The sequence below is a fragment of the Streptomyces sp. LN549 genome (genome assembly GCF_043203805.1).
In the GTDB taxonomy this organism is placed as follows: Bacteria; Actinomycetota; Actinomycetes; order Streptomycetales; family Streptomycetaceae; genus Streptomyces.
In genome coordinates, this window is sequence record NZ_JAZHRI010000002.1 from 1,704,571 (window position 1) to 1,729,311 (window position 24,741).

A 24,741-nucleotide genomic window follows, 5' to 3' on the forward strand; every position below is an offset into this window, starting at 1 on the left:
CGACTTCTCCTGAGATCGATTCCCGACTTTTCCTGAGATCGATCACGAACAACCGTACGCGGTGCGAGGGGGCCGCGGGAGCGCGCCGCGTGGGCAGCTCCCCGCCGCCCCGATCAGCTCGATCACCGCCGGGCCGGGGCCGGTCGTGTCGAGCGGCTGCGCCCCGTTCGTCCTCGACGTACTGGAGGGGCGGCATCGCCGCCGAGCGCGCGGTGGTCATCCTGGTGTCCGGTGCCGGCTCTGCACGGGCTCGCAGCAGGCCGGCCACCCGCTGTTGAGCGTCCTTGTCCTGCCGGTCCCTGACTCACCCGGCACCGATCACGGTCAAAGCGCCCTGGAGCATGACCGGCTGGATCAGGGCCGTTGGATTTCGGAGTCGTCAGCCCAGCCGCTCAGTGCCAGCTCGGCGACGTCCCGGACGCGCGGATCGGAATGGGCCGCGAACCGCTGGAGCCGAGCCCGCTCCTCGGTGTCGAGTCGGCCTTCGTGGTCCCAGGTGTCCACCTCTGCGTGCCACCCGATACCTCGCACCACCTCGCTCAGCACCTCCGGGTCCCGTTCCAGCTCTGCGTGAGCTCGGAGCAGGCCGGCCGCCCACTGTTGAGCCTCCTTGTCATGCAGGTCCCTGATCACGTCAACGCCGAAACCCCACAGGACTTCGGCTGTGAACTTCCGAAGACGAGGATCGGGTGCCGCCAGGGCAGCGGCGGTCTCGTCGCGGGAGAGCAGGTCCACTCGCCGTTCCAGTAGTTGCTTGACGAGGAACGGGCCCGAGTCGTCCGGGTCGGCGAATGCGAGGGCGCGGGCCGCGAGTTCGGCGAAGGGCGCCCGTATCCCGAAGGCCGGCTCCAGGATGCTGACAGCCGCTGTGTGCCAGGTCGAGACGGCGGACTGCCGGTCGCGCGCGCGGGCCAGGTCCAGTGCGGTCCGGCCGAGATCGTCCGTCAGACCATGCCTGACCGGGTGGCGAAGCAGCAGCTCCAGGGTGTCGCACGCGCCGGCGTCGGCCGCCAGCATCAGTGGCGTCAGCCCGCCTTGTGAGCGCCTGTCCGCATCCGCACCCCCGGCCAGGAGCAGCCGGGCTGTCTCGTAGGAGTCTGCGGCCACCGCCACTTCCAGCGCGGTGAAGCCGTCCGCGCCCGTACTGTTCACCGCCGCGCCGGCATTCAGCAGCGCCCGCACCGCCGCGGGGTCGTCGCCGCGTGCAGCTGCCGGCAGCTGCGCATCGAGTTCCTCCGACGGTTCTCGGCCCGGCCTTTGATGACCCATCCCTGCACCCCCTTGATCGCGCTCAATCCTCACACGCGGAACAGGCGGGCTCCAGGTACCGGGGCCGGGGCTGGGCGCTGCGGAGGGTCCCCGGCCGGTGCGGTGTGACCCTCGGGCCGCGTACGAGGGGCACACCGCGCGTCAGTCCCCGTACACCCGGCGGCCGCCCACGTACGTCGCCAGGACCCGCGTCTCAGCGATCTCCTCGGACGGTGCGGCGTAGGGGTCGCGGTCCAGTACCACCAGGTCGGCCAGGGCGCCGGCCCGGATGCTGCCCGTGTCGTCCAGGTGGTTCACGTACGCCGAACCCGCCGTGTACGCGGCCAGCGCCTCGGTCAGGGAGATGCGCTGCTCCGGGAAGAAGACCGGGCCGTCACCGCCGGGCACGACGCGGTTGACCGCGGTGTGGATGCCGTGCAGCGGGTCGGCGCTGCTGACCGGCCAGTCCGAGCCCGCGGCCACGGTGGCGCCGGAGCGCAGCAGGGCCGCGAACGGGTATTGGAGTGCGGCCCGTTCGCCGCCGAGGAAGGGGATGGTGAGCTCGTCCATCTGGGGTTCGTGGGCGGCCCAGAGCGGCTGGATGTTGGCGGTGGCGCCCAGCGCGCGGAAGCGGGGGATGTCGTCGGGGTGGACGATCTGGAGGTGGGCGAGGTGGGGACGGGTGTCGGTGAACCCGTTGGCGGTGCGGGCGGCCTCGACGGCGTCCAGCGCCTCACGCACCGCGCGGTCGCCCAGTGCGTGGAAGTGGGTCTGGAAGCCGAGGGCGTCCAGCTCCGTGACGTACCGGCGCAGTTCGACGGGGTCGACGAAACTGTTGCCGCTGTTGGCGGTGGCGCAGCCACAGGAGTCGAGGTACGGGGCGAGGAGGGCGGCGGTGCCGGTCTCGGCGACCCCGTCCTGCATGATCTTCACCGAACCGGCGCGGAAGTTACGGCCGGTCAGCGCCTCGCGCCTGGCGACGAGTCCGGGGATCTGCTCGGTGCCGTGTTCGCGGTCCCACCACAGTGCTCCGGTGACCCGGGCGGTCAGCGAGCCGTCACGGTCCGCCGCGAGGTAGGCGTCGGCCACGTCGTCCATCGAGCCGTAGGTGCCGACGATGGCGTCCTGCCAGGCGGTGATTCCGTACGCGTGGAGCAGGCGCTGGGCGCGGAGCAGGCCGGCGAGGCGGTCGGCTGCGGTGGAGCGCGGGGCGTGGCGGGCGACCAGGTCCATGGCGCCCTCCTGGAGGAGTCCGGTGGGCTCGCCCCGGTCGTCGCGCTCGATGCGGCCGTCGGCCGGGTCGGGGGTGTGTGCGGTGATCCCGGCGAGTGCGAGGGCGCGGCTGTTGACCCAGGCGCCGTGGTGGTCACGGTTGACCAGGCAGGCGGGGCGGTCCGGTACGGCGGTGTCGAGCTGCTGCCGGGTGGGGGCGCCGCCTTCGAAGGCGTCCATGGACCAGCCTCCGCCGGTGATCCACTCGCGTTCCGGGTTCGCGTCGGCGTAGGCCCGTACGGCGGCGATGGTGTCGGCGGCGTCCTTGATCTCCGTGAGGTTGCACTGGGCGAGTTCCTGCCCGGCCGACACCGGGTGGATGTGGGCGTCCTGGAAGCCGGGGAGCAGGAGGCGTCCGGCGAGATCGACCACCTCGGTGCGCGGGCCGATGAGTTCGCGTACCTCGTCATGGCCGACCGCGGTGATCCGGTCGCCGGTGACGGCGACGGTGGTGGCGCTGGTACGGGCGGCGTCCGTGGTGTGGACGGGACCGCCGGTGAACACGAGGTCGGCGGGGGTGTGGTGCATGAGCTGTTCCGTTTCGTTGCTTCGCAGGTTCGGGGCGTGCGGGTGAGGGGGTCAGGCGGGGTCCGGCACGGTCTCCCGGGCGGCCTCCGGGAGCGGGTCCTGGAACAGATCCGGGGCGACGGACCGGCCGGTGACGAAGTACGGGGACTTCCTGGCCCACTTGGCCCAGGCCGCCGCGACGGAGCCGGTCAACAGGATGGCGGCCGGGCAGAGAAGCATGAACCAGCCGTTGTCCGGGCTGACCTCGAAGTGGTCGGCCGAGGTGGCGAAGGTCCAGCAGAGGTAGCCGCCGAGCGCGAGCAGGACGAGGGCGCTGGTCACGGGAAGCACCACCGCCCGCACCGCCAGGGACCAGCTCTCCCGGAACGCCCCGCGGAAGCGCGACGCCGCGGCCAGCGCGGTGAGGGCGTAGTAGATCGAGACGACGACCCCGATCGCGTTCACGGACGCCAGGATCAGGTCTCCGACCTTCGGGATGACGAGGGAGAGCACGGCGATGGCTGCGGCGATGCAGCCGACCGCGACGGTACCCGCGGCGGGCGTTCCGTAGCGCGGGCTGACCTTGGTCCACAGGGGTCCGAGCGTGCGGTCGCGGCCCATGGCGAACATGCCTCGCACCGTCGGGATCACCCCGGACTGCAGGGACGCGACGGCGGACAGGGTGAGGGCGATCAAGGGGAGCGCGGCGAGCGGCTGGTCGGCCAGCCGGTCGCCGAAGTAGGTGAGCCCCTGGGCACCATGGGCGGTCAGCTCGTCGAGCGACAGGACACGCTGGAAGGCGAAGGAACCGAGCAGGAACAGGCCCAGCATCGTGAAGAGCGTGATGAGCCCGGCCTTGGACGCGTCCTGCGGGTCCCGGATCTCCTCAGTGACGCTGAAGGTGGACTCGAATCCCCAGAAGCAGAAGACGGAGAGCAGCAGCCCCTGGGCGAGCTGTTCGAAGGAGGGGATGGTGAACGGGTTGAGCCAGTCGAGGCTGAAGGGCTGTGAGCCGGCGAACAGGCCGTATCCGCAGAAGCCGAGCAGGACGGCGTACTCGAAGACCAGGAGGTACTTCTGGAACGTGGCGGCCGACCGGAGGCCGGTGACCGCGGTGAAGGTGACGGCGACCAGGACGACGATGCCGAGCGCGGTCGACTGCGCGGTGGAGTCCGGGTCGAGCCGGAGCCCGGCCAGCTCGCGCAGTCCGCTCTCGCCGGCGAGCTGGAGCAGGGCGGAGCCGGTGACGGTGGTGGTGTAGGCGAGGAACACGATCGTGGAGACGATACCGATCCAGCCGACGAGGAAGCCGAGCCAGGGGCTGAGCGAGCGGCCGACCCAGACGTAGCCGCTGCCCATGTTCGGCTCGACCCTGTTGAGCCGGGAATAGGCGCTCGCGATGCCCAGGATCGGCAGGAAGGCAAGCAGCATGATGATCGGGAGGTGCAGCCCGACGGCAGTGGCGGTGACGCCCAGCCCGATGCCGATGCTGGTGGTGGCCGCGGTCGACGAGGCCGCGATGGCGAACCCGTCGGCCACACCGAGGCTCTTGCGCAGGGGTGCCGCTGCTGTTCCGGGTGGCTTGTCACCGTAGGGGGTACGAGAGGACGTCACGGTCGCTCCTTCGCCGAGGGACGCTTTTCGGCCCTGCTGGCGGCATATCGAACTCCTCGGGGTTCCGCACGTCAACGCTGTTGTCATAAGGTCCGGGCATGAACGCGAGCGAGCGGGTGGTGCCGGAGGGAGCGCGGCGCCGCAGGCGTCCCACCAAGCAGGGCACCGTGCTGTCCGAGCAGCTGATCGTGGAGACGGCGCTGCGGCTGATCGGTGAGCACGGGGCTGCCGCACTCACCGTGCGCCGGCTCGGTGCGGCCCTGGGGTCCGATCCGAGCGCGCTCTACCGGTACTTCCGGGACACGGACGAGCTGTTGCTGGCGGTGGCCGACGAGTTGATCGGACGGACTCTGCGCACCTGGCGGCCGACGGGTGACTGGCGCGCGGATCTGCGGTCGTTGGGGCTGCGGATGCATGCGGACTATCTGACCCACCCGCAGGCCGCGCTGCTGACCTTCGCGCGGGTCACCGGCCGTACACACGAGATCCGGTCGGTGGAGGCGATCCTCGGGGTGCTGCGCGGGGCCGGGTTCCCGGACGGCGAGGCGGTGCGGATCTACCACGTCTTCGTCGATCAGACCCTGTCGTTCGCGGCGCTGGACGCGACGACGCTGGCGCTCCCGGAGCAGGCCAGGGAGCAGGAGGTGCAGGCCTGGCCGGAGATCTACGCCCGGCAGCCGGCGCACACGTATCCCCACATCGCGGCGACCGCGCCCGTACTGGTCGCGGAGATGAGCCGCAGCGGCTACCCGGCGGCGCTGGAGATGATGCTCGCCGCAGCGGCGGCCCGGCTCCAGCACGTGAACCCGGCGCCGCCTGCCGACGCCTGAGCGGGCCTGCTCAGGGCGCGAGGACGTCCAGTTCGTGCAGGGCACCCGTCGCGATCTCCTTCGTCAGCCGCTCCGCCTCCGCCGCGTCGCCCTCGCGGACCGCTTCGGCGAGCCGGACATGGAGGGTGACGGCCGCGGGGTCGGGGTCCTCGAACATCACCTGGTGGTGGGTGCGTCCCGCCAGGACCTCGGCGACCACGTCACCGAGGCGCGCGAACATCTCGTTGCCGGAGGCGTTGAGGACGATCCGGTGGAACGCGATGTCGTGTTCCAGGTACCCCTCCAGCTGCTGGCCGCGCGAGGTGGCGACCATGCCGAGGGCCCGTTCGGTGAGCTCGGCGCACTGCTCAGGGGTGGCGTTGCGAGCGGCGAGCGAGGCGGCGACGGGTTCGATCGCCGAGCGCAGGACCGTCAGCGAGCGGAGCTGTCGCGGGCGGTCGGCGCCGGCCAGCCGCCACCGGATGACCTGCGGATCGTAGACGTTCCACGCCTCGGCCGGCCGGACGGTCACGCCGACCCGGCGCCGGGACTCCACCAGGTGCATGGACTCCAGAACCCGGATCACCTCCCGCACGACCGTGCGGGATACGTCGAAGCGCTGGGCCAGCTCGTCCGTGCGCAGGACCTGGCCGGGCAGGTGCTCACCCGCGGCGATCTCCAGACCCAGGGTGTCCAGCACATGTGTATGCAGCCCCTGGCCCTGTGTGGTCATGGCCCAAGAGTACGGGGGCCTCTGCGGGCAGCTCCTCCGGCAACGAAAAGTACGACGTTTATGTCACAGCATCTTGAATAAGTCGTACGTATACGTTTCAGTAGCGCGACGGACCGATGTCGAGGAAGACATCGAAGAGGACAGCGAGGCACCGCAATGAGCACCCCCCACGTCGTCGTGGTGATGGGCGTCGCAGGAACCGGCAAGACCACGATCGGCCCCCTGCTCGCCACCGCACTGGGCGTTCCGTACGCCGAGGGCGACGACTTCCATCCCGCCGCGAACATCGCCAAGATGTCGGCCGGCACCCCGCTGGACGATGCGGACCGGTGGCCCTGGCTCGATGCGATCGGGCAGTGGGCACACGGCAGGGCGGGGCTCGGCGGCGTGGTCAGCAGCTCGGCGCTGAAGCGGGCCTACCGCGACCGGCTTCGCAGCGAGGCCCCCGGTGCCGTCTTCCTGCATCTGAGCGGCGACCGCTCGCTCATCGAGGAGCGGATGGCGGGCCGCAAGGGCCATTTCATGCCGACCGCGCTCCTCGACTCACAGTTCGCCACCCTCCAGCCCCTTGAGGACGACGAGGCCGGCGTCGCCGTGGATGTGTCCGGCAGCCCCGAGGAAATCACCCAGCGAGCCGTCGCCGCGTTGCGCCGGCTCGAAAACTAAGGATCATCACCGTGACCGGTCTCAGCGTCGAGATGCTGGCAGCGGACGCCGTCGAACCCATCACTTCGGCCGGCAACGCACAGTTGGGCATCGCCGTCCTGGCGGGCATCGCCGTCATCGTCCTGCTCATCACCAAGTTCAAGATGCACGCGTTCCTCGCGCTGACCATCGGCTCCCTGGCGCTCGGTTCGTTCGCCGGCGCGGCGCCGGCGAAGACGATAGCGAGCTTCACCGCGGGTCTCGGCTCGACCGTCGCGGGTGTCGGCGTCCTCATCGCGCTCGGCGCGATCCTGGGCAAGCTGCTCGCGGACTCCGGCGGCGCGGACCAGATCGTCGACACGATCCTCGCGAAGGCGAGCAGGCGGGCCATGCCGTGGGCGATGGTCCTCATCGCCTCGATCATCGGTCTGCCGCTGTTCTTCGAGGTCGGGATCGTGCTGATGATCCCGGTGGTGCTGCTCGTCGCCAAGCGCGGCAACTACTCCCTGATGCGGATCGGCATCCCTGCCCTGGCCGGCCTGTCCGTGATGCACGGGCTCATACCCCCGCACCCCGGCCCGCTCGTCGCGATCGACGCCCTCGGTGCCAACCTCGGTGTCACGCTGGCCCTCGGTGTACTGGTCGCGATCCCCACGGTGATCATCGCCGGTCCAGTCTTCTCCCGCTACGCCGCCCGCTGGGTCGACATCAAGGCCCCGGAGAAGATGATTCCGCAGCGCCCGTCCGAGGATCTGGACCGCCGGCCCAGCTTCGGCGCCACCCTGGCGACGATATTGCTGCCCGTCGTCCTGATGCTGGTCAAGGCGCTCGTCGACATCGTGGTGGACGACCCGGAACAGGGTCTCCAGCAGGTCACCGATGTCATCGGTTCGCCGCTGATCGCGCTGCTCACCGCGGTCATCGTGGGCATGTTCACGCTGGGCCGGGCGGCCGGATTCACCAAGGGCCGTCTCTCCTCCACCGTGGAGAAGTCCCTCGCCCCGATCGCCGGGGTGCTGCTCATCGTGGGCGCGGGCGGCGGCTTCAAGCAGACGCTGATCGACGCCGGCGTGGGTCAGATGATCCTGGAGTTCTCCGAGAACTGGTCGATCCCGGCGCTGCTGCTCGGCTGGCTGATCGCCGTGGGCATCAGGCTCGCGACCGGTTCGGCGACCGTGGCCACCATCTCGGCGGCCGGTCTGGTGGCCCCGCTGGCTGCCGACATGTCGACCTCGCACGCAGCTCTGCTGGTTCTCGCCGTCGGCGCGGGCTCGCTCTTCTTCAGCCATGTCAACGACGCGGGGTTCTGGCTGGTGAAGGAGTACTTCGGGATGGACGTCGGCCAGACGGTGAAGACCTGGTCGGTGATGGAGACCATCATCTCCGTGGTCTCGCTGGCCTTCATCCTGCTCCTGTCACTGGTCCTCTAGCCGCTCTCCCGGCTCCCGCCACAGCGGGTGCTCGCGACGGGCCCATCGGCGCTCGACCGACCCGGTGCGCATGCCACGGCGTGCCTCCGGGTCGGTGAGGGCCATCGCGATGTGACCGCCCAGCACGATGCCGATCGCGAGCGCCAGCCAGTCGTGGACGAACGTCGCACCGGTCCGCCACATCAGCGGGGCGAGACCGGTGAACCACATCAGCAGCCCGGTGCCCGCCATGACGAGCACCGCTCCCGCGATCCACGCCGCGTACAGCTTCTGTCCGGCGTTGAACTTCCCGGCCGGACGGGACTCCGGCCGGTGGTCACGGCGGCGCACCGCCCGCAGCCACTGCCGGTCGTGCGGTCCGAAGCGGTTGAGCCGCCTCAGATCGGCCCGCAGGGACCGCGCGGCCAGCCCCGCCAGCAGCGGTACGGGGATGAGCAGCCCGGACCACTCGTGCACCGTGACCACGAGCAGGCGGCGCCCGACGAGTTCGGCGAGCTGCGGGACGTACAGGCAGGCCGCCGTGGCCACGCAGGTGAGCATCAGCGCCGCCGTGGTGCGGTGCACCCACCGCACCGGCCGGCTGAACCGGCGGACCCGGCCGGGCGCCTCAGGTCGTGGGGGCATCGTCGCGGCCGTTGGACCGGCCGACCCAGGCGTCGACGTCATATCCGAGCTTCTCCCAGTAACCGGGGCGAACCGAGTCCGTGACGGTGATCCCGGAGAGCCATTTCGCCGACTTGTAGAAGTACATCGGGGCCACGTAGAGGCGGACCGGCCCGCCGTGGGAGTGGGACACCGGCCGGTCCTGCATCCGCAGCGCCACGAGCACATCGGCCCGGCGGGCCTGCGTGAGGGTGAGGCTCTCGCTGTAGGTGCCGTCGAAGCAGGTGAAGCGGACCGCCTTCGCCCCGGGCCTCACCCCCGCCGCGTCCAGCAGAGCGGAGAGCCGTACACCCTCGAAGGGGGTCTCGGGCACCCGCCAGCCCGTGACGCACTGGACGTCCCGCACCATCCGGGTCTGCTCCATCCCCTTCAGCGCGTCCAGGGTGTACGTGGCCGGGCGGTCGACCAGGCCGTCCACGGTCAGCCGGTAGTCGGCGGCGCTCCTGTGCGGTACGGACGTGGCGACGGAGTAGTACCGGAAGCCGCCGCCGTTGGGCAGCAGACCGGTCAGCCCGGTGGGGTCCTTGTCGGAGAGTGCGCCCAGGCCGGATTCGAGGGTCCGCTGCAGTACGGGGGCGGCGACGAGCCCGGCGGCGCCCAGGCCGAGCATCGTCAGGACCAGGCGGCGGCCGACGGGGGTGCCGGTGCCGTCCGGATCGGCGCCCTGGGCAGCCGTGTCCGGTTGCGCGCCGGAGGAGGAACTGTTCACCCTTCGATTCGAACACTCGGAACCACCCGGCGCCAGGGGCGGGGGCGGTATGTCACCGTCCCGTCAGATTCACCCCGCCAGCGGCGGGCAGCGGATGCCAGACTTGCCCCATGCCGAACCGTGAAGCGCTCAAGCCCTTCCTTCTCGCGTTCCCCGGCCCGCTGCGCGACCGGTTGGTCGCCGCGGTGCTCGACGGGCGGAAGGTGTCGACGACCGGACTGTTCGTGGAGTACCAGGTGGAGCAGGAGGAACCGCCGCCCGTGGGTGAGCGGTCCGCGCTGATCGACTCGGACGGGCAGGAGATCGCGGTCCTGGAGATCACGGAAGTGCGGATCCTGCGGCTCGGTGACGTCGATCTGCAGCATGTGCTCGACGAGGGCGAGGGCGACACCTCGGTGGCCGGGTGGCGGGAGGGCCACGAACGGTTCTGGCACAGCGCGGAGATGCGGGAGGCGCTCGGCGACCCGGAGTTCACGGTCGACGACGACACGCTGGTCGTCGCGGAACGGTTCCGGGTCGTCGAAATCGTCGAAGCGCCCTGACCGGCCGCGCCCTCAGAGCCCTCGGTCGTCGGCCTCCGCCCGGTCCGGGGCACGGACGAGCCCCAGCCGGCGCCTGACCGCGAGCAGGCGGGGATGGCGTTCGTGCATCTCGGCCGAGCGGCGGTCCAGCTCCTTGCCGAGGCGCTCCGTGCGCTTCTCGATGTCGAGCTCGTCCAGGATGCGGTCGACCTCGGCGAGCAGCGCCCCGTGCAACTGCCACTTCCTGGGGTGTTCCTGGACTGCCGCCAGCAGCATGTCCGCCACCCGGTCGCGGGTGGCGCGGCTGGTCGTCAGCGCTTCGGCCAGCCGGTCCTCGGCATCTTCGGCACTGGCGGCGACCGGAGTCGTGATCAGCAGCGAGAAGCTCTCGATGGCGCCCGCCATCTGCCCGAACAGTTCGGTGAGCCCGGGTGCCACGTCTGCGGGGAAGAGGGCTTCGTCGACGCGCTCCTTGGCCAGGTCGGTCAGCGTCCTGGCCAGCACCCGCAGGACCACCGCGCAGATCTCCAGCGTGTCCAGGCCGGTGCGCAGCACCACGCGGTAGAGCAGCCCCTGACGTACGCGCGGATTGAGCATGAGGCTCTCCTCCGCCTGCCGCAGCGAGGCGTCCACCGCCACGATGTCGTGGTCGACGCGGCGGGCCCGGTGCAGCCGTTCGGCCGCCTGCTCGACGGTGACGCGGCCACCCAGGTCGCCCCCCAGGTCGCGGAACAACTCCCCCATCTCGCGGGCCAGCCCGTCGATGGACGCACCCGCCGTCTGCACCCACACGGGCGGGGCGAACAGCAGGTTGAACAGCAGCCCCACGCCCGCGCCGATCAGCGTCTCGAAGACGCGTTCCCAGGCGGTGTCGGCGACCTGGGCGACGCCGAGCACCAGCATGGCGCTGATCGCCACCTCGGGGACGAACTCGTTCACCCGGACCAGCCGGCCGATGATCAGCGAGGTGAAGATCGTCAGCCCGAGGCTCCACCAGGACAGCCCCACCAGGGAACTGAACCCGCTGGCGATCAGCACCCCGACGATCACGGAGTTCACGCGCCGGATCCCCGTGGTGAGGGTGGCGTAGAGCGTGACCTGGACGACGAGCAACGCGGTGAGCGGGGCGGTCAGAGGCGCGGGCTGGGACAGCGTCGCCGTCGCCACGGCATAGGCGATCACCGCCGCTCCCGTGGAGCGCAGGGTCTGGGCCCCCACGGGTTCGGTGGTGCGCCGGACGAGTTTGATGACGGGCTCGGCTACTCCTGGCATCTCCTTCCCATGCCCGCATTCGGTACCCGTGCACGGTTCCCCGCCCCGAACCCCACCGGACGGACGCGCGGATGGAGGCGTGCTAGCCGACGGCCTGCGCCGCCGCCCGGCCCGCCGCCCGGCCGGAGAAGATGCAGCCGCCGAGGAAGGTGCCCTCCAGGGAGCGGTAGCCGTGCACCCCGCCGCCGCCGAACCCGGCTGCCTCACCGGCCGCGTACACCCCGGCCAGCGGGGTGCCCTCCGCGGTGAGGACCCGGGAGGACAGGTCCGTCTCCAGCCCGCCCAGCGACTTGCGGGTCAGGATGTTGAGCCGTACGGCGATCAGCGGCCCGGCCTTCGGGTCGAGGATGCGGTGCGGAGTGGCCGTACGGATGAGCTTGTCGCCGAGGTAGGTACGGGCGCCCCTGATCGCGGTGATCTGGAGGTCCTTGGTGAAGGGGTTGGCGATCTCCCGGTCGCGGGCGGTGATCTCGCGGCGCAGGTCGTCCTCGTCGATCAGTGATTCGCCGGTGAGGGCGTTCATTCCGCGGACCAGGGCACCGAGGTCCTTCTCGACGACGAAGTCCACGCCGTTGTCCATGAACGCCTTCACCGGCCCCGGCACGTCCGCGCGTGCCCGGCCGATCACGTCGCGGATGGACTTGCCGGTCAGATCGGGGTTCTGCTCGGAGCCGGAGAGCGCGAACTCCTTGCCGATGATCTTCTGGTCGAGGACGAACCAGGTGTAGTCGTGGCCGCTGCGCATGATGTGTTCGAGGGTGCCGAGTGTGTCGAAACCGGGGAAGAGCGGGACGGGCAGCCGCTTGCCGCGGGCGTCCAGCCAGAGCGAGGACGGGCCGGGCAGGATCCGGATGCCGTGCTTGGCCCAGATCGGCTTCCAGTTCTCGATGCCCTCGGTGTAGTGCCACATCCGGTCGCGGTTGATGTGGTGGGCGCCCGCCTCCTCGGTGATGCCGAGCATCAGCCCGTCGACGTGGGCGGGGACGCCGGAGAGCATCTTGGCGGGCGGGGTGCCGAGCCGCTCGGGCCACTGCTTGCGGACGAGGTCGTGGTTGCCGCCGATGCCGCCGGAGGTGACGATCACCGCCTGGGCCCTGAGCTCGAAGGTGCCGGCTGCCTCCCGGCTGCTCGCCGTGCCGCGGGCCGCGTCGCTGGGCGCCAGGATCTCGCCGCTCACGGTGTCGACGGCGCCCCCCGTACGGCCGAGGCCGGTGACGCGGTGGCGGAAGCGGAAGGTGACGAGCCCCTTGGCGACGCCCTCGCGCACCCGGCGCTCGAAGGGGGCGACGACGCCGGGGCCGGTGCCCCAGGTGATGTGGAAGCGGGGGACGGAGTTGCCGTGGCCGTTCGCGTCGTAGCCGCCGCGCTCGGCCCAGCCGACGACGGGGAAGAACCGCATGCCCTGCTGGTGCAGCCAGGAACGCTTCTCGCCGGCGGCGAAGTCGACGTACGCCTCGGCCCACTTCCGCGGCCAGTGGTCCTCCTTGCGGTCGAAGCCGGCCGTGCCGAGCCAGTCCTGGAGGGCCAGCTCATGGCTGTCCTTGATCCGCATCCGGCGCTGCTCGGGCGAGTCGACGAGGAAGAGGCCGCCGAAGGACCAGTGGGCCTGACCGCCGAGCGACTGCTCGGGTTCCTGGTCGAGGAGGATGACCGAACGGCCCGCGTCGACGAGTTCCGCAGCGGCGACCAGCCCCGCGAGTCCCGCCCCGATCACGATCACATCAGCGTCGTACGCCATGGGTTCCATCCTTGTCGGGGCGACCGGGCCGTTGGCCGGCGGAGTGACCGCAGGTCACCCGTGCGGACGCTCGCGAAGTTACTCGTGCGTCAGATCTTCGGCACCTGCCGCCCCGGCGTCAACCGCCCGGTCGGCCGCACTCCGGCCGCACCGGTGGTCCCCAGGCGCTATCGTCGAAACAAATCACCCTCTTCCGGCCTGACTTGGGGTGGAGAAGCGTGTCGGTGCTGGTCCTCGTGCTCGCCGTGAGCGCCGCCTGCTGTCTGGGTTTCGGCTTCGTGCTGCAACAGGCCGCCGCCAGCCACGCCCCGAGGAGCGACTATCTCTCCCCCCGGCTGCTGCTGGACCTGATGCGGGTGCGCAGCTGGCTGGCCGGCATCGGCCTGATGGTCTGCGGCATGGTGCTGGGTGCCCTGGCCCTGGGCAAGGGCGAGGTCTCCGTCGTCGAACCGCTCCTCGCCACCAATCTGCTCTTCGCGATGGCCCTGTCCCGTCACCGCACCGGTCAGCGGCTGGGCCGGCAGGGCTGGGCGGGGCTCTGGCTGCTGGCCGGCGGGGTCGCGGCGTTCCTGGTGGCGGGCGAGCCGAAGGGCGGACAGGCGGTGTCGAGTCCGCTGCGGCACTGGCTGGTGATCGGTGTGGTGGTGGGCCTGGCCCTGCTGCTGACGGCCTTCGCCAAGCGTTCCCGGTCGGGGGTGTCCCCCGCGCTTCTCGCGGTGGCGGCGGGACTGCTCTACGGACTCCAGGACGCCCTCACCCGCGTCAGCGGGCAGCGCTTCTCGGACGGGGGCTGGGCGGCGCTCGTCACCGGCTGGCAGCCGTACGCGGTGCTGGTGCTGGGGGTGACGGGGCTGATCCTCGTGCAGAGCGCGTTCGAGACCGGCCCGCTGCGGATGTCGCTGCCGGCGCTGACCGCGGCCCAGCCACTGGCCGGGATCGCCTGCGGGATCGGCTTCATGGGCGACCAGGTGCGCACCGACACGGCCGCGCTGGCCTGGCAGGCGGCCGGGCTCGCCGCGATCGTGATCGGAATCGTCCTGCTCGGACTGCATCCGGCGATGCCGGAGGGGCCGGTGGGCGGGCGCCGCCCGGAGCGTCTTCAGCCGCATTGAGGGAGGTCCCTCACCTGTGTGTCAGAGGCTGATGTTGGATGAGGGGCATGACACCTTCGGACGAGATCCTGGACATCGTCGACGAGCACGACGTCGTCGTGGGACAGGCCCCGCGCGGCGAGGCGACCGCGCAGGGCCTGCGTCACCGCTGCGTCTTCATCGAGGCCCGGGACGCCGACGGCAAGATCTTCGTGCACCGCAGGACCGCCACCAAGCTGGTCTTCCCCGCCCACTACGACATGTTCGTCGGCGGGGTCGTCGGCGCCGGTGAGTCCTACGACGATGCGGCACTGCGGGAGGCCGAGGAGGAGCTGGGCGTCACGGGCCTGCCCCGTCCCGAGCCGCTGTTCAAGTTCCTCTACGAGGGTGGCGGGCACACCTGGTGGTCGTACGTCTACCGGGTGCGGTGCGAGCTGCCGGTGAAGCCGCAGGTGGAGGAGGTCGCCTGGCACACTTTCCTCACGGATGAGGAGCTGGAGCAGCGGCTCGGCGACTGGCAGTGGGTGCCGGACGGCCTGGAGAGCCACCGGCGGCTTCAGGCGTTCCGGGAGTCTTCCTGAACCGGCCGAGGGATACACCCCAAAGTGGCAGATAAGGTCCGTACGTGAACGAATTTGTGCAGAGCCTGCGGCTGTGGTTCGCGCCGCAGCGGATCCGCGAAGAAGGCGACACCCCCGACTACCGCTTCTCGCTCGCCAACGAGCGGACCTTTCTCGCCTGGATCCGGACGGCTCTCGCACTGATCGGCGGCGGTTTCGCGGTCGACCAGTTCCTGCCCGAGCTGGCATGGGGCGTCCGCGCGGGCCTGGCGCTCGCACTGCTTGCGGCCGGTGTGCTGTGCGCGCTGCGGGCCGTCAACCACTGGGTGCGGTGCGAGCGGGCGATGCGGCGGGGCGAGGACCTGCCGGTCTCCCGGTTCCCGACGCTGCTGAGTCTCGCGGTCGCCGTCGTCGCCGTGGCGATGGTGGTGGTGGTCCTCTTCGGCTGGGAGGGCCGGTGAGCACCGGGGAGCGGGATCCCGGCCTGCAGCCGGAGCGGACCAGGCTGGCCTGGCGGCGCACCACGCTCTCCTGCACGGTGGTGGCACTGCTGGCGGGCAAACAGGCCCTGCACAGCGGGGCCACCCCGGCCGGGGTGGTCGCCCTGTCGTTGAGCGTGCTCGCCTGGCTGGGGTTTCTGCGGGTGGCGAACCGGCGGGTGCAGGGCATGGGGACCGCCCGCCCGCGGACGCTCGGGTCCCGGGAGGCCCTGACGGCTGCGGCGTGCACGGTCGCGCTGGCGGTGTTCGCCGCCGCCATGCTGTTCTGAGCCGGCGGTCAGTCCTCTTCCTCCCAGTCGACGGTGACGACGATCTTTCCGCGGGTGCGGCCCTCGGCGTTGAGCCGGTGGGCCTCGGCGGCCTCGGCCAGGGGGAAGACCCGGTCCACATGGACCGAGACGATGCCCCGCTCGGCCAGCTCCGCCAGATGGGCCAGGTCCTTGGCGTCGGGCCGGACGAAGGCGTACTTGCCGCCGTACGAGAACACCTCGTCGTCGACGATGGACGCGAGGCGGCCGTCCGGCGCGAGCGTCTCGGCGGACACGCGCAGGGCCTCACCGCCCACGGTGTCGAAGGCGGCGTCGATCCCGTCGGGAGCCAGCGCCCGCAGCCGGTCCGCGAGCGCGTCCCCGTACGCCACGGGTTCCGCGCCGAGCTGCCGCAGATGGTCGTGGTTGCGTTCGCTCGCGGTCCCGATGACCCGGCAGCCGGTGTGACGGGCGATCTGCACGGCGAACGAACCGACGCCTCCCGCCGCCGCGTGGACGAGGACGGTGTCCCCGTTACGGATCCGCAGCGTCCGGTGGAGTACCTGGTAGGCGGTGAGGCCGGCCAGGGGCAGCCCCGCGGCCTCCTCGAAGCTCAGGCTCAGCGGCTTGCGCGCCAGGGTGCGCACGGGTGCGGCCACGTACTCGGCGAAGGTGCCACGGCTGAGGAAGTCCTCCCGCACGTATCCGATGACCTCGTCGCCGACGGCGAACTCGTCGACGGCGATGCCCGGCTGGACGACGACCCCCGAGACGTCCCAGCCGGGGATCACCGGGAAGACCGTTTCCAGAACGGCGTCGAGGTGCCCCTCGCGGGCGACCCTGTCGACCGGATTGACCGCCGCGGCCCGTACCTTCACCAGGACGGTGTCGGGGCCGACCTTGGGGTCGGGGCGCTCCCCGTACTCGAGGACATCGGCCCCGCCGTACCTGCTGTAGCTGATCGCCTTCATGTAACGACCCTCGGGGCGGCCCGGGATGCCCGCAACTCAGGCGGGTGCGGGCCCCGCCGTCACCAGCGCGGGATCGCGGGTGTCGCCCATCCCGGCTCGGCCTTGCGCATCGCGGCGGCGTCGTCGCGCTCGCGCATCGTGCCGTCGTCGTCGAGCCAGCGGCGGTGCAGTACGGCCAGGCGTTCCCGGTCGAGTTCGACACCGAGGCCCGGGGCGTCGGAGACGGTGAGCCGTCCGTCCTCGAAGGCGTGCCGGGTGGTGATGACGTCCTCGGTCTGCCAGGGGTAGTGGCTGTCGCAGGCGTAGTCGAGGTTGGGGACGGTGGCCGCCACGTGCGTCATGGCGGCGAGACTGATCCCGAGGTGGGTGTTGGAGTGCATGGACAGTCCGACACCGAAGGTGCGGCAGATGCCGGCCAGTTCGCGGGTGCGGTGCAGCCCGCCCCAGTAGTGGTGGTCGGAGAGGACGACCTGGACGGCGTCCCGGGCAAAGGCCTCCGGGACCTCGGCGAGCGTGGTGACGCACATGTTCGTTGCCAGCGGTACGTCGGTGCCGGCGGCGACCGCGGCCATCAGCTCCGTGCCGCTCGCCGGGTCCTCCAGGTATTCGAGTACGCCCTTGAGCTGTTCGGCGACGTACAGCGAGGTCTCGACGGACCAGGCGCCGTTGGGGTCCAGGCGCAGCGGCTGTCCGGGAAACGCCTCGGCCAGGGCGCGGACCGCGGCGATCTCCTCGTCGGGCGGGAAGACACCGCCCTTCAGCTTGAAGGAGGAGAAGCCGTACTCACGGGCGAAGCGCCGGGCCTGGGCGACGACCCCGGCCGGGTCGACGGCCGCGCCCCAGTCGTCGCGTTCGCCGCCGTCCGGGTGCTCGGCCCAGCGGTAGAAGAGGTACGCGCTGTACTCGACGCTGTCGCGGACCTTGCCTCCGAGCAGCGCGTGCACGGGCAGGCCGCGGGACTTGCCCAGGGCGTCCAGGCAGGCGACCTCGAAGCCGGAGACCACCGAGAGCCGCAGCTTGTCCGCGGTCTGCACGCCGCGCAGACCGCCCGCGTCGACCCGCGCGTCGGCCGCGCGTGAATCTCCGCACACCTCGGCGGCGAGGGCGAAGAGGCCGTTCACATCGCTGACCGGGCGTCCGGCCAGGGCCATGGCGAGCGGCTCGGCCAGTTCGAGGTACTTGCCGTCGCCGTAGGTCTCCCCGATGCCGGTCACACCGCCGCGGGTGACAACCTCCACGATGAGCCGTGGGGTGTACGGCTGGTGGACGCCCTGGGTGTTGAGGAGCGGCGGATCGGCTACGAGGATCGGGGTCAGCCGTACTTCGTCGATCAATAGCGCAGTATCCATACGTGAACTCTATTCAGAGGTGCGACTGAACGCCAGAGTCCGGCCGCCCTTCGGACCGGATTCCGCACATCCGGTTCCGGAAGTTCACTGGACGACATACCGACTGGTCGGCATCATGAACACCGACTGATTTTCCACCCCGGAGGTGCGCACGATGAGCCCAGTCCACCCGCCAGGTCTCGACCTCGACCGCTTGCGCGGACATCTCGACCGGGAGCGGCCTGGTCTGGTGAACGGACCGCTCGACGCCCGGCTCATCGAGGGCGGCCGCTCGAACCTGACATACGTCGTCACGGACACGGGCGGCACCGGGCGCTGGGTCGTCCGCCGGCCGCCACTGGGCCATGTGCTGGCCACCGCGCACGACATGAAGCGCGAGCACCGGGTGATCAGCGGGCTGCACCCCACGGCCGTACCGGTCCCCGAACCGTTGCTGCTCTGCGAGGACGACTCGGTCATCGGATCGCCGTTCTACGTCATGGAGTACGTCGAGGGCACCCCGTACCGCACGGCGGAGCAGCTCGCCCCGCTGGGCCCCGAGCGCACCCGCAAGGCCGTGCTCGGCCTGGTCGACACCCTCGTGGAACTGCACGCCGTGGACCCGCAGGCCGTCGGCCTCGGCGACTTCGGGCGCCCCGAGGGCTTCCTCGACCGGCAGCTGCGCCGCTGGGGCAAGCAGCTGGACGCCTCCCGCAACCGCGAACTTCCCGGCATCGACGAGCTGCACGCGGCACTCGGCAGGCAGCTCCCCGACTCCCCCGCCCCGACCGTCATCCACGGCGACTACCGCCTGGACAACGTGCTGATCGGCGCGGACGACGAGATCAAGGCCGTCCTCGACTGGGAGATGTCGACGCTCGGCGACCCGCTCACCGACCTCGGCCTGCTGGTGATGTACAGCTCCGACCTGGGCCTGCCCGAGTCACCGGTCTCCACCACCAGCGGCGCGGCCGGTCACCCCTCCCCCGCCGAACTGATCGAGCGCTACGCGGCCCGCTCCGGCCGGGACACCTCCGGCATCTCCTGGTACACGGCGTTCGCCTGGTTCAAGCTCGCCGTGATCCTGGAGGGCATCCACTACCGCTACACCCTGGGCCAGACGGTCGGCGGCGGCTTCGACCGCATCGGCGACCTCGTCCCCGTCTTCATCGAGCACGGCCTCACCACCCTCCAGGAAGGCTGACCCACCCCATGGACTTCGCATTCGACGCCCGCACCGAAGAGCTGCGCGCCAAGCTGCTCACCTTCATGGACGAGCACGTCTACCCGGCCGAGAAGACCGCGGACGAGCAGCGGGAGCAGCTCGCGTCGCCGTGGGACACCCCGCAGGTCGTCGAGGACCTGAAGGCCGAGGCCCGCAGGCAGGGGCTGTGGAACCTCTTCCTGCCGGACGCCGAGTACGGCGCCGGGCTCACCAATCTCCAGTACGCCCCGCTGGCGGAGATCCTGGGCCGCTCCCCGCAGTTGGCGCCGACCGCGCTGAACTGCGCGGCACCGGACACCGGGAACATGGAGGTGCTGGCGCAGTTCGGCACCGAGGAGCAGAAGAAGCAGTGGCTGGAGCCGCTGCTGGCCGGGGAGATCCGGTCCGCGTTCGCGATGACGGAGCCGGAGGTCGCCTCGTCGGACGCGACCAACATCGAGACCCGCATCACCCGCGATGGCGAGGACTACGTCATCAACGGCCGCAAGTGGTACATCTCCGGGGCGATGAACCCGGACTGCGCGATCTTCATCGTGATGGGCAAGACCGACCCGGACGGCGAGGACATCCGCCGCCAGCAGTCACAGATCCTCGTCCCGCGCGACACCCCGGGCCTGACCGTGAAGCGCGCCATGAAGGTGTACGGCTACGAGGACCACTACCACGGCGGCCACGCCGAGGTCCTCTTCGACAACGTGCGGGTGCCCGCGGCCAACCTGGTCGGCGAGGAGGGCGGCGGTTTCGCCATCGCCCAGGCGCGGCTGGGTCCGGGCCGGATCCACCACTGCATGCGGCTGATCGGCATGGCCGAGCGCGCCATCGAGCTGATGTGCCGCCGCGCGGTGGCCCGGAACGCCTTCGGCAAGACGCTCGCCCAGCAGGGCGTGGTGCAGAACTGGATCGCGGACGCCCGCGTCACCGTGGAGCAGCTGCGCCTGCTGGTGCTGAAGACGGCCTGGCTGATGGACACCGTGGGCAACCGCGGTGCGCACACGGAGATCCAGTCCATCAAGATCGCCACCCCGCGGGCGGTCGTCTCCATCCTCGACCAGGCGGTGCAGCTGCACGGTGCGGGCGGCGTCAGCCAGGACTTCCCGCTGGCCGAACTGTGGGCGGCGGCGCGGACGCTGCGGCTGGCGGACGGCCCGGACGAGGTGCACCAGCGGTCGCTGGCCCGGCGTGAGATCAAGAAGTTCGTGTAGGGCTTCGGTCGGGCGGGCCCTGTCCCGGGCCCGCCCCGTGGAGCGAGCGCGGGCCCCGGTAGTGGACGGCGTCCCAGCCGAAGGCGCGTGCCGCCTCGGTGTTGCGCAGGCTGTCATCGATGAGGAGCACGTCGCCGGGCCGCGCGCCGAGCAGCTCCGTGACCGCGGCGAAGGCGGCCGCCTCGGGCTTGCGGTGGCCGATGCGGTGGCTGAACACCAGCCGGCCGAAGCCTTCGAACATCTCGGGATACAGCCGGGTCAGCACCTCCTCCTCCAGCGGCCCGTTGTTGGTGAACAGCACCGGTTGCGGCGTGCGGCCCAGGAGTTCGGCCGCGACCGCCCGGTCGGGACGGAACGCGCTGCACCACTCGGTGTCCAGCGTTTCGTCGCTGCCGGTGAACCCGGTGGCGGCACGGATACCCGAGCGCACCTCGGCCGCCGTCGCGTGGACGCCCCGGTCGCAGTCGGCGCTGAACCCCGAGGTCCACAGGGCCTCGTCGACCCGCTCCGGGGACAGTCCGAACGCGGCGGAGAGGCGGTGGAGGCGGTGGGCGTGGTCGAAGGGGAAGAGCACGCCTCCGAGGTCGACCACCACATGCCGGGCTGTCATACGGCCATCTCCCTTGCGCAGTTGCGGATTTCGTCCAGCAGGATCTCGAGATCGGCCTCGGTGGTGGCGGGATTCAGGATGCAGGCGCGCAGCGCCGCCGTTCCGGAGAGCCGGGTACCGGTGAGGAAGACCTGTCCGCGCCGCTGGACGGCTGCCGGGATCAGTTCGTTGAGCCGGTCGGTGCCGTCGGCGCCGGTCCCGGCGGGCCGGTACCGGAAGGCGACGACGGACGTGACGACCGGGGCGAGCAGTTCGAAGTCGCCGTCCGCCTCGACCGCGGCCGCGAGTGTCCGGGCGAGCCCGCAGGTGCGCCGGACCAGGCGCGTCACTCCTTCGCGCCCGAGGTGCGCGATGGTGCTCCAGACGCGCAGCCCGCGGAAGGGGCGGGTCTGTTCGGGCCCGTACTCCGAGAACCAGCCGAGGCCGTCGGCGCTGTCGTCGCGCAGATAGGACGGTACGAGACTGAAGGCGGCGCGGGGAGCCGCCGGATCGCGGAAGAGGACACAGCCGCAGTCAACGGGGACGCCGAGCCACTTGTGCGGGTCGAGGGCGAGTGAGTCCGCCCGCGCGAGCCCCGCGTAGCGAGGACCCGCCCCCTCGTCGAGGACGCCGAGCGCTCCGTAGGCGCCGTCGATGTGGAACCACAGGCCGTGCTCGCGGGCGATGCCGGCTATCTCGTCGAGCGGGTCGACAGCGCCGGTGTTCACGGTGCCGGCGCTCGCGGCCACGAAGAACGGGCGGAGCCCGGCCACCCGGTCCTTCGCGATCGCGCGGCGCAGCGCTTCGGTGTCCATCCGGAAGTCCCGGCCGACCGGGACGGTACGGACGTACCTGCTGCCCAGGCCGAGGAGTTCGGCGGCCTTGCGCAGGCAGCTGTGGCCCTCCTGCGACACATAGACCACGAGCGGCGGACGGCCGTACAGCCCCTCCTCCCTCACGTCGCCGCCCTGTTCACCGATGGCGCGCTGCCGCGCGGCGGCCAGGGCGATGACGGTGGCCAGAGAGGCGCCGCCGGTCAGCAGTCCGCCGCCGGGCGGGTGCGGGTAGCCGGCCAGTTCGGCCAGCCACCGTACGGCAGTGCGCTCCAGCAGCACGCCCGCATGGTCGCCGCCGGCGCAGCTGGGGTTCATCGCCGCGGCGAGCGGGGCGACCAGGACACCGGCGGGCGAGGGCGGTGAGTTGACCCAGCCGAAGAACCGGGGGTGCCCGTTGCCCATCGGATGCGGCAGGACGCGCTCGCGCACGTCGTGGAGCAGTCCGGACAGGGTGCGCCCCTTCGTGGGCAGTGCCTGTCCGGTGAGCCAGGCCCGGTCCTCCTCCGGCACGGGCTGCCACACGGGCCCGTCCGGCACCCCGGCCAGGTGACCGGTCGCCAGGTCCGCGGCGGCCCGCGCCGCCCCGCGCAGCTCATCCATCGTGTCCGCCGTGCCGCGCGAGGGAATGTGCGCCCACGCCCTCGCCCGGGCCCAGAGCCATGGCCAGGTAGTACACGCAGGGCTGCCCGTCGTCCGCCCCGTCGGCGAAAGCGTGCGGGCGGTCGCCGGGGAAGTAGGCGGAGTCCCCGGCCGCGAGCAGATGCGATGCGCCGTCGACGGTGAGCCGCAGGCACCCGGCTTCCACCGCCACGTACTCGTGCGATCCCGGTGGGTGCGCGGCGAACTCCCCCGCGTCGACGCCGGGTTCCAGGGTGGTGCGCATGAACTCGAACTCCACACCGGGCAGGACCGGCGAGAGAATGCGCCGCTCCCAGCCGGCGGGATCGCGCACCCGTTGCTGACGGTCGCGGGTCAGCACGGTGGTGGCGGGCCGGACGGGTTCGTCCAGGAGCCGCGCGATCGAGGTGCCGAGGGCGGTCGCCAGGCGGTCGAGCACCAGCACACTGGGTGTCTTGGTGCCGCGCTCCACTTCGGAGACCATGCTCCGGCTGACTCCGCTCAGTGCGGCGAGCCGTTCCAGGGCGAGCCCCCGGCTCCGGCGCTCGGCCCGCACCCTGGCACCCAGCTCAGCCATCGACAGACCGCTCGACAAGGCGTTGTCGTCACTCATTCCTCCACTATAGAGATACTCCATCCTCTATAGAAGAAGTCGGCGGCGCTCAGTAGCCGCCGTACGGTACGTGGTCGGCGAGCGCCAGCTCGCGGGCGAAGGCCCTCACCCGCAGCAGACACCGGGCGAGGAGCCGGAGGGGCCTCGCCCGGTGCGGCCCGTAGGCCGCCTTCCACAGGGCGGGGACACGCGTCGAAGTCTGTATGTGCGCCATGTATCCACCTTCACCCCGCCACGGCATTCGGTCCAACAGATGGATTCGCTGGCTGTGATCGCTACCGTAGATGGATGGAGATTCGCCAGCTCCGCCACTTCATGGCGGTGATCACGCACGGCAGTTTCACCGCCGCCGCCCGTGCCGAACTGATCGTGCAGTCCGCCCTGAGCACCTCGGTCCGCAATCTCGAACGGGAGCTGGGAGCCGACCTGTTCGAGCGGACCGGCCGCCGGGTGGTGCTGACCGAGGCGGGCCGGGCACTCCTGCCGTCGGCCCGGACGGTGCTGGCCGGGACCGACGCGGCGCGCGACGCTGTGGCCGCCGTCTCGGGGCTGGCCACCGGGCGGGTACGTATCGGCACGATCCAGACGCTGACCTGCGTGGATCTGGCCGCCGAGCTCGCCGCGTTCCACCGGCTGTGGCCCGGGGTGCAGATCTCACTCCGCGAGGCGACGACTCCGGACCTGGTGGCAGGGGTGCGCGCGGGCGAGCTGGATCTCGCCTATCTGGCGCCGGACGCGGCCGAGCTCCCGGAGGGCATCGTGGCCTTCGCGTCCTGGCGGGAGGACCTGGTCCTGATCACGGCCCCCGGCCACCGGCTGGCGACCGCCGGGCGCACCTTGATCAAGGACCTCGCCGACGAGCCGTTCGTGGACTTCCGCGCGGGCACCGGCCTGGAGACAGCGGTACGGCGGCTGGCCGCTCACTGCGGTCTGGAGCGCCGGATCACCTGTGACGTGACGCAGATCCGGCTGCTCGTCGACCTCGTACGGGCGGGCATCGGCGTCGCGATCGTGCCGCGCCGGATCGGCCAGGACGCCGGGCTGCCGTGCGTGAGCATCCGTCAGCCCGAACCGGGCCGGACGGTCGTGCTGGTGGGCCGGGCCCCCCGGCCGCGGAACCCCGCGGCGGAGGCGCTGCTCGGCCGGCTGGCCGGCGGCGGGTCCTGAAGGGGGTCCTGGATGAGGTCCTACGGCCGCAGTGCGCGCAGCAGCAGGTCGGCGAGGTGGTCGGCGACCTCCTGCTGGGTCAGCGGGCCGTCCGGCCGGTACCAGGTCGACAGGTGGTGGACCGAGCCGAAGTGGTAGTCGACGATCAGGTCCGCCGGCGTGGCCGTGGAGAACACCCCGCTGCGCTGCCCCTCCTCCACGAGCGCACGGAAGCGCTCGTGGTAACGGCGCCGCTCCACCCGTACCTGCTTGTTCTTCTCGGGACTCAGGTGGTGCATGGAGCGGAAGAAGATCGAGGCGTCGTCGAGGTTCTCGATGGTGGTGACGACCACGTCGGCCGCGGCGTCACGAAGCCGCTGCTCGACCGGCGCATCGGCGTCCGCGAAGGCGTCGAGCCGCTCCTGCTGGAGCCGCAGCACCCGGGCGTACACCTCCTGGAGGAGATCCTCCTTGGAGCCGAAGTAGTGGTACAGCGCACCCTTGGTGACGCCGGCGGCCTCGACGATCTCCTGGACCGAGGTGCGGTCGTACCCCTGCTCGGCGAAGAGCCGGGTGGCGGCGGCCAGCAGCCGCTGGGGGACGGGGGTACCGCTCCCGTCCGTCGCCTTGGCCATAGCCGCCACCTTCCTTCC

Annotated in this window: 26 protein-coding genes; 11 read left to right on the top strand and 15 right to left on the bottom strand. The window is 71.2% G+C overall.

Annotated features, from left to right (window positions below; all coding sequences use genetic code 11):
* Positions 1-354: 354 nt before the first annotated feature.
* From SH922_RS07520 to SH922_RS07530, 3 genes are all read right to left on the bottom strand, one after another.
* A complete protein-coding gene (locus tag SH922_RS07520; RefSeq protein WP_393056209.1) occupies positions 355-1,269 on the bottom strand; it encodes an ankyrin repeat domain-containing protein in 915 nt (304 codons plus the stop codon).
* Positions 1,270-1,410: 141 nt separating this feature from the next.
* Positions 1,411-3,048 (bottom strand): amidohydrolase, encoded by a 1,638-nt coding sequence (locus SH922_RS07525; RefSeq protein WP_393056211.1) that lies wholly within the window; start codon positions 3,046-3,048, stop codon positions 1,411-1,413.
* Positions 3,049-3,099: 51 nt separating this feature from the next.
* Positions 3,100-4,641, bottom strand: a complete 1,542-nt coding sequence (locus tag SH922_RS07530; protein ID WP_393056213.1) for an APC family permease — start codon at positions 4,639-4,641, stop codon at positions 3,100-3,102.
* A gap of 98 nt (positions 4,642-4,739) precedes the next feature.
* Here SH922_RS07530 and SH922_RS07535 point away from each other — a divergent pair, with 98 nt between their 5' ends.
* The gene (locus SH922_RS07535) at positions 4,740-5,471 is read left to right on the top strand and encodes a TetR/AcrR family transcriptional regulator (RefSeq protein ID WP_393056216.1); all 732 of its coding nucleotides are present in this window, start codon (positions 4,740-4,742) and stop codon (positions 5,469-5,471) included.
* Positions 5,472-5,481: 10 nt separating this feature from the next.
* Here SH922_RS07535 and SH922_RS07540 read toward each other — a convergent pair whose 3' ends face one another.
* A complete protein-coding gene (locus SH922_RS07540; protein WP_393056218.1) occupies positions 5,482-6,183 on the bottom strand; it encodes a FadR/GntR family transcriptional regulator in 702 nt (233 codons plus the stop codon).
* Between the two features lie 156 nt (positions 6,184-6,339).
* On the opposite strand from SH922_RS07540, the gene SH922_RS07545 reads away from it, so the two are divergent.
* Positions 6,340-6,849 (top strand): gluconokinase, encoded by a 510-nt coding sequence (locus tag SH922_RS07545; RefSeq protein ID WP_393056220.1) that lies wholly within the window; start codon positions 6,340-6,342, stop codon positions 6,847-6,849.
* Positions 6,850-6,860: 11 nt separating this feature from the next.
* Positions 6,861-8,258, top strand: coding sequence for a GntP family permease (locus SH922_RS07550; protein ID WP_393056222.1), 1,398 nt, complete (start codon positions 6,861-6,863; stop codon positions 8,256-8,258).
* On the opposite strand, the gene SH922_RS07555 is transcribed toward SH922_RS07550, so the two are convergent.
* Positions 8,244-8,882: a cytochrome b/b6 domain-containing protein gene (locus tag SH922_RS07555; RefSeq protein WP_393056224.1), complete on the bottom strand. Its 639-nt coding sequence runs from the start codon at positions 8,880-8,882 to the stop codon at positions 8,244-8,246. The genes SH922_RS07550 and SH922_RS07555 overlap by 15 nt on opposite strands.
* Positions 8,866-9,531 carry a molybdopterin-dependent oxidoreductase gene (locus SH922_RS07560; protein ID WP_393063483.1) on the bottom strand — a complete coding sequence of 222 codons (666 nt, stop codon included), beginning with the start codon at positions 9,529-9,531 and terminating at the stop codon, positions 8,866-8,868. The genes SH922_RS07555 and SH922_RS07560 overlap by 17 nt, the downstream gene beginning before the upstream one ends.
* 209 nt (positions 9,532-9,740) lie before the next feature.
* On the opposite strand from SH922_RS07560, the gene SH922_RS07565 reads away from it, so the two are divergent.
* Complete coding sequence (locus SH922_RS07565; protein ID WP_393056226.1) at positions 9,741-10,172, top strand: ASCH domain-containing protein; 432 nt, start codon at positions 9,741-9,743, stop codon at positions 10,170-10,172.
* Between the two features lie 12 nt (positions 10,173-10,184).
* Here the strand turns inward: SH922_RS07565 and SH922_RS07570 are convergent, their stop codons facing one another.
* Complete coding sequence (locus tag SH922_RS07570) at positions 10,185-11,423, bottom strand: aromatic acid exporter family protein (RefSeq protein ID WP_393056228.1); 1,239 nt, start codon at positions 11,421-11,423, stop codon at positions 10,185-10,187.
* A gap of 82 nt (positions 11,424-11,505) precedes the next feature.
* Positions 11,506-13,161 carry an FAD-binding dehydrogenase gene (locus SH922_RS07575; RefSeq protein WP_393056230.1) on the bottom strand — a complete coding sequence of 552 codons (1,656 nt, stop codon included), beginning with the start codon at positions 13,159-13,161 and terminating at the stop codon, positions 11,506-11,508.
* Positions 13,162-13,379: 218 nt separating this feature from the next.
* Here SH922_RS07575 and SH922_RS07580 point away from each other — a divergent pair, with 218 nt between their 5' ends.
* From SH922_RS07580 to SH922_RS07595, 4 genes are read left to right on the top strand one after another with little or no spacing between them, the layout of a single operon-like run.
* Positions 13,380-14,273: a DMT family transporter gene (locus SH922_RS07580; protein WP_393056232.1), complete on the top strand. Its 894-nt coding sequence runs from the start codon at positions 13,380-13,382 to the stop codon at positions 14,271-14,273.
* Positions 14,274-14,320: 47 nt separating this feature from the next.
* Positions 14,321-14,833 (top strand): NUDIX hydrolase, encoded by a 513-nt coding sequence (locus SH922_RS07585; protein WP_393056234.1) that lies wholly within the window; start codon positions 14,321-14,323, stop codon positions 14,831-14,833.
* A gap of 44 nt (positions 14,834-14,877) precedes the next feature.
* Positions 14,878-15,273, top strand: coding sequence for a DUF202 domain-containing protein (locus SH922_RS07590; protein ID WP_350992472.1), 396 nt, complete (start codon positions 14,878-14,880; stop codon positions 15,271-15,273).
* Positions 15,270-15,581, top strand: a complete 312-nt coding sequence (locus SH922_RS07595; protein ID WP_393056236.1) for a DUF202 domain-containing protein — start codon at positions 15,270-15,272, stop codon at positions 15,579-15,581. The genes SH922_RS07590 and SH922_RS07595 overlap by 4 nt, the downstream gene beginning before the upstream one ends.
* Positions 15,582-15,589: 8 nt before the next feature.
* Here SH922_RS07595 and SH922_RS07600 read toward each other — a convergent pair whose 3' ends face one another.
* Both SH922_RS07600 and SH922_RS07605 read right to left on the bottom strand, forming a co-directional pair.
* Complete coding sequence (locus SH922_RS07600; RefSeq protein WP_393056238.1) at positions 15,590-16,531, bottom strand: NADP-dependent oxidoreductase; 942 nt, start codon at positions 16,529-16,531, stop codon at positions 15,590-15,592.
* 59 nt (positions 16,532-16,590) lie between these two features.
* On the bottom strand, positions 16,591-17,880 hold the full coding sequence (locus SH922_RS07605) for a glucarate dehydratase family protein (protein WP_393056240.1): 1,290 nt from the start codon (positions 17,878-17,880) through the stop codon (positions 16,591-16,593).
* A gap of 154 nt (positions 17,881-18,034) precedes the next feature.
* Here SH922_RS07605 and SH922_RS07610 point away from each other — a divergent pair, with 154 nt between their 5' ends.
* Both SH922_RS07610 and SH922_RS07615 read left to right on the top strand, forming a co-directional pair.
* Complete coding sequence (locus SH922_RS07610) at positions 18,035-19,063, top strand: phosphotransferase family protein (protein WP_393056242.1); 1,029 nt, start codon at positions 18,035-18,037, stop codon at positions 19,061-19,063.
* 8 nt (positions 19,064-19,071) lie between these two features.
* Positions 19,072-20,286 carry an acyl-CoA dehydrogenase family protein gene (locus tag SH922_RS07615; protein WP_393056244.1) on the top strand — a complete coding sequence of 405 codons (1,215 nt, stop codon included), beginning with the start codon at positions 19,072-19,074 and terminating at the stop codon, positions 20,284-20,286.
* Here the strand turns inward: SH922_RS07615 and SH922_RS07620 are convergent.
* The 4 genes from SH922_RS07620 to SH922_RS07635 are packed head-to-tail and all read right to left on the bottom strand — an operon-like array spanning position 20,270 to position 23,156.
* Complete coding sequence (locus tag SH922_RS07620) at positions 20,270-20,896, bottom strand: HAD family hydrolase (RefSeq protein ID WP_393056246.1); 627 nt, start codon at positions 20,894-20,896, stop codon at positions 20,270-20,272. The two genes, SH922_RS07615 and SH922_RS07620, sit on opposite strands and share 17 nt — an antisense overlap.
* On the bottom strand, positions 20,893-22,311 hold the full coding sequence (locus SH922_RS07625) for a pyridoxal phosphate-dependent decarboxylase family protein (RefSeq protein ID WP_393056248.1): 1,419 nt from the start codon (positions 22,309-22,311) through the stop codon (positions 20,893-20,895). Before SH922_RS07625 ends, SH922_RS07620 begins: the two co-directional genes overlap by 4 nt.
* Entirely contained in the window at positions 22,304-22,942 is a 639-nt protein-coding gene (locus SH922_RS07630) for a helix-turn-helix domain-containing protein (protein WP_393056250.1), read from the bottom strand. The genes SH922_RS07625 and SH922_RS07630 overlap by 8 nt, the downstream gene beginning before the upstream one ends.
* Positions 22,943-22,991: 49 nt before the next feature.
* On the bottom strand, positions 22,992-23,156 hold the full coding sequence (locus SH922_RS07635) for a hypothetical protein (protein WP_393056253.1): 165 nt from the start codon (positions 23,154-23,156) through the stop codon (positions 22,992-22,994).
* Positions 23,157-23,230: 74 nt separating this feature from the next.
* On the opposite strand from SH922_RS07635, the gene SH922_RS07640 reads away from it, so the two are divergent.
* A complete protein-coding gene (locus SH922_RS07640) occupies positions 23,231-24,109 on the top strand; it encodes a LysR family transcriptional regulator (RefSeq protein WP_393056255.1) in 879 nt (292 codons plus the stop codon).
* A 20-nt stretch (positions 24,110-24,129) separates the two neighbouring features.
* Here the strand turns inward: SH922_RS07640 and SH922_RS07645 are convergent, their stop codons facing one another.
* Positions 24,130-24,723: a TetR/AcrR family transcriptional regulator gene (locus SH922_RS07645; RefSeq protein ID WP_393056257.1), complete on the bottom strand. Its 594-nt coding sequence runs from the start codon at positions 24,721-24,723 to the stop codon at positions 24,130-24,132.
* Positions 24,724-24,741 lie beyond the last annotated feature (18 nt).

Bases quoted from the DNA above. Each gene is read 5' to 3' on its own strand.
- SH922_RS07570 (WP_393056228.1), bottom strand. From the start codon at position 11,423: ATGCCAGGAGTAGCCGAGCCCGTCATCAAACTCGTCCGGCGCACCACC.
- SH922_RS07545 (WP_393056220.1), top strand. From the start codon at position 6,340: ATGAGCACCCCCCACGTCGTCGTGGTGATGGGCGTCGCAGGAACCGGC.
- SH922_RS07605 (WP_393056240.1), bottom strand. From the start codon at position 17,880: ATGGATACTGCGCTATTGATCGACGAAGTACGGCTGACCCCGATCCTC.
- SH922_RS07565 (WP_393056226.1), top strand. From the start codon at position 9,741: ATGCCGAACCGTGAAGCGCTCAAGCCCTTCCTTCTCGCGTTCCCCGGC.
- SH922_RS07555 (WP_393056224.1), bottom strand. From the start codon at position 8,882: ATGCCCCCACGACCTGAGGCGCCCGGCCGGGTCCGCCGGTTCAGCCGG.
- SH922_RS07645 (WP_393056257.1), bottom strand. From the start codon at position 24,723: ATGGCCAAGGCGACGGACGGGAGCGGTACCCCCGTCCCCCAGCGGCTG.
- SH922_RS07540 (WP_393056218.1), bottom strand. From the start codon at position 6,183: ATGACCACACAGGGCCAGGGGCTGCATACACATGTGCTGGACACCCTG.
- SH922_RS07630 (WP_393056250.1), bottom strand. From the start codon at position 22,942: ATGAGTGACGACAACGCCTTGTCGAGCGGTCTGTCGATGGCTGAGCTG.
- SH922_RS07620 (WP_393056246.1), bottom strand. From the start codon at position 20,896: ATGACAGCCCGGCATGTGGTGGTCGACCTCGGAGGCGTGCTCTTCCCC.
- SH922_RS07635 (WP_393056253.1), bottom strand. From the start codon at position 23,156: ATGGCGCACATACAGACTTCGACGCGTGTCCCCGCCCTGTGGAAGGCG.
- SH922_RS07615 (WP_393056244.1), top strand. From the start codon at position 19,072: ATGGACTTCGCATTCGACGCCCGCACCGAAGAGCTGCGCGCCAAGCTG.
- SH922_RS07625 (WP_393056248.1), bottom strand. From the start codon at position 22,311: ATGGATGAGCTGCGCGGGGCGGCGCGGGCCGCCGCGGACCTGGCGACC.
- SH922_RS07610 (WP_393056242.1), top strand. From the start codon at position 18,035: ATGAGCCCAGTCCACCCGCCAGGTCTCGACCTCGACCGCTTGCGCGGA.
- SH922_RS07520 (WP_393056209.1), bottom strand. From the start codon at position 1,269: ATGGGTCATCAAAGGCCGGGCCGAGAACCGTCGGAGGAACTCGATGCG.
- SH922_RS07600 (WP_393056238.1), bottom strand. From the start codon at position 16,531: ATGAAGGCGATCAGCTACAGCAGGTACGGCGGGGCCGATGTCCTCGAG.
- SH922_RS07575 (WP_393056230.1), bottom strand. From the start codon at position 13,161: ATGGCGTACGACGCTGATGTGATCGTGATCGGGGCGGGACTCGCGGGG.
- SH922_RS07525 (WP_393056211.1), bottom strand. From the start codon at position 3,048: ATGCACCACACCCCCGCCGACCTCGTGTTCACCGGCGGTCCCGTCCAC.
- SH922_RS07535 (WP_393056216.1), top strand. From the start codon at position 4,740: ATGAACGCGAGCGAGCGGGTGGTGCCGGAGGGAGCGCGGCGCCGCAGG.
- SH922_RS07585 (WP_393056234.1), top strand. From the start codon at position 14,321: ATGACACCTTCGGACGAGATCCTGGACATCGTCGACGAGCACGACGTC.
- SH922_RS07560 (WP_393063483.1), bottom strand. From the start codon at position 9,531: ATGCTCGGCCTGGGCGCCGCCGGGCTCGTCGCCGCCCCCGTACTGCAG.
- SH922_RS07640 (WP_393056255.1), top strand. From the start codon at position 23,231: ATGGAGATTCGCCAGCTCCGCCACTTCATGGCGGTGATCACGCACGGC.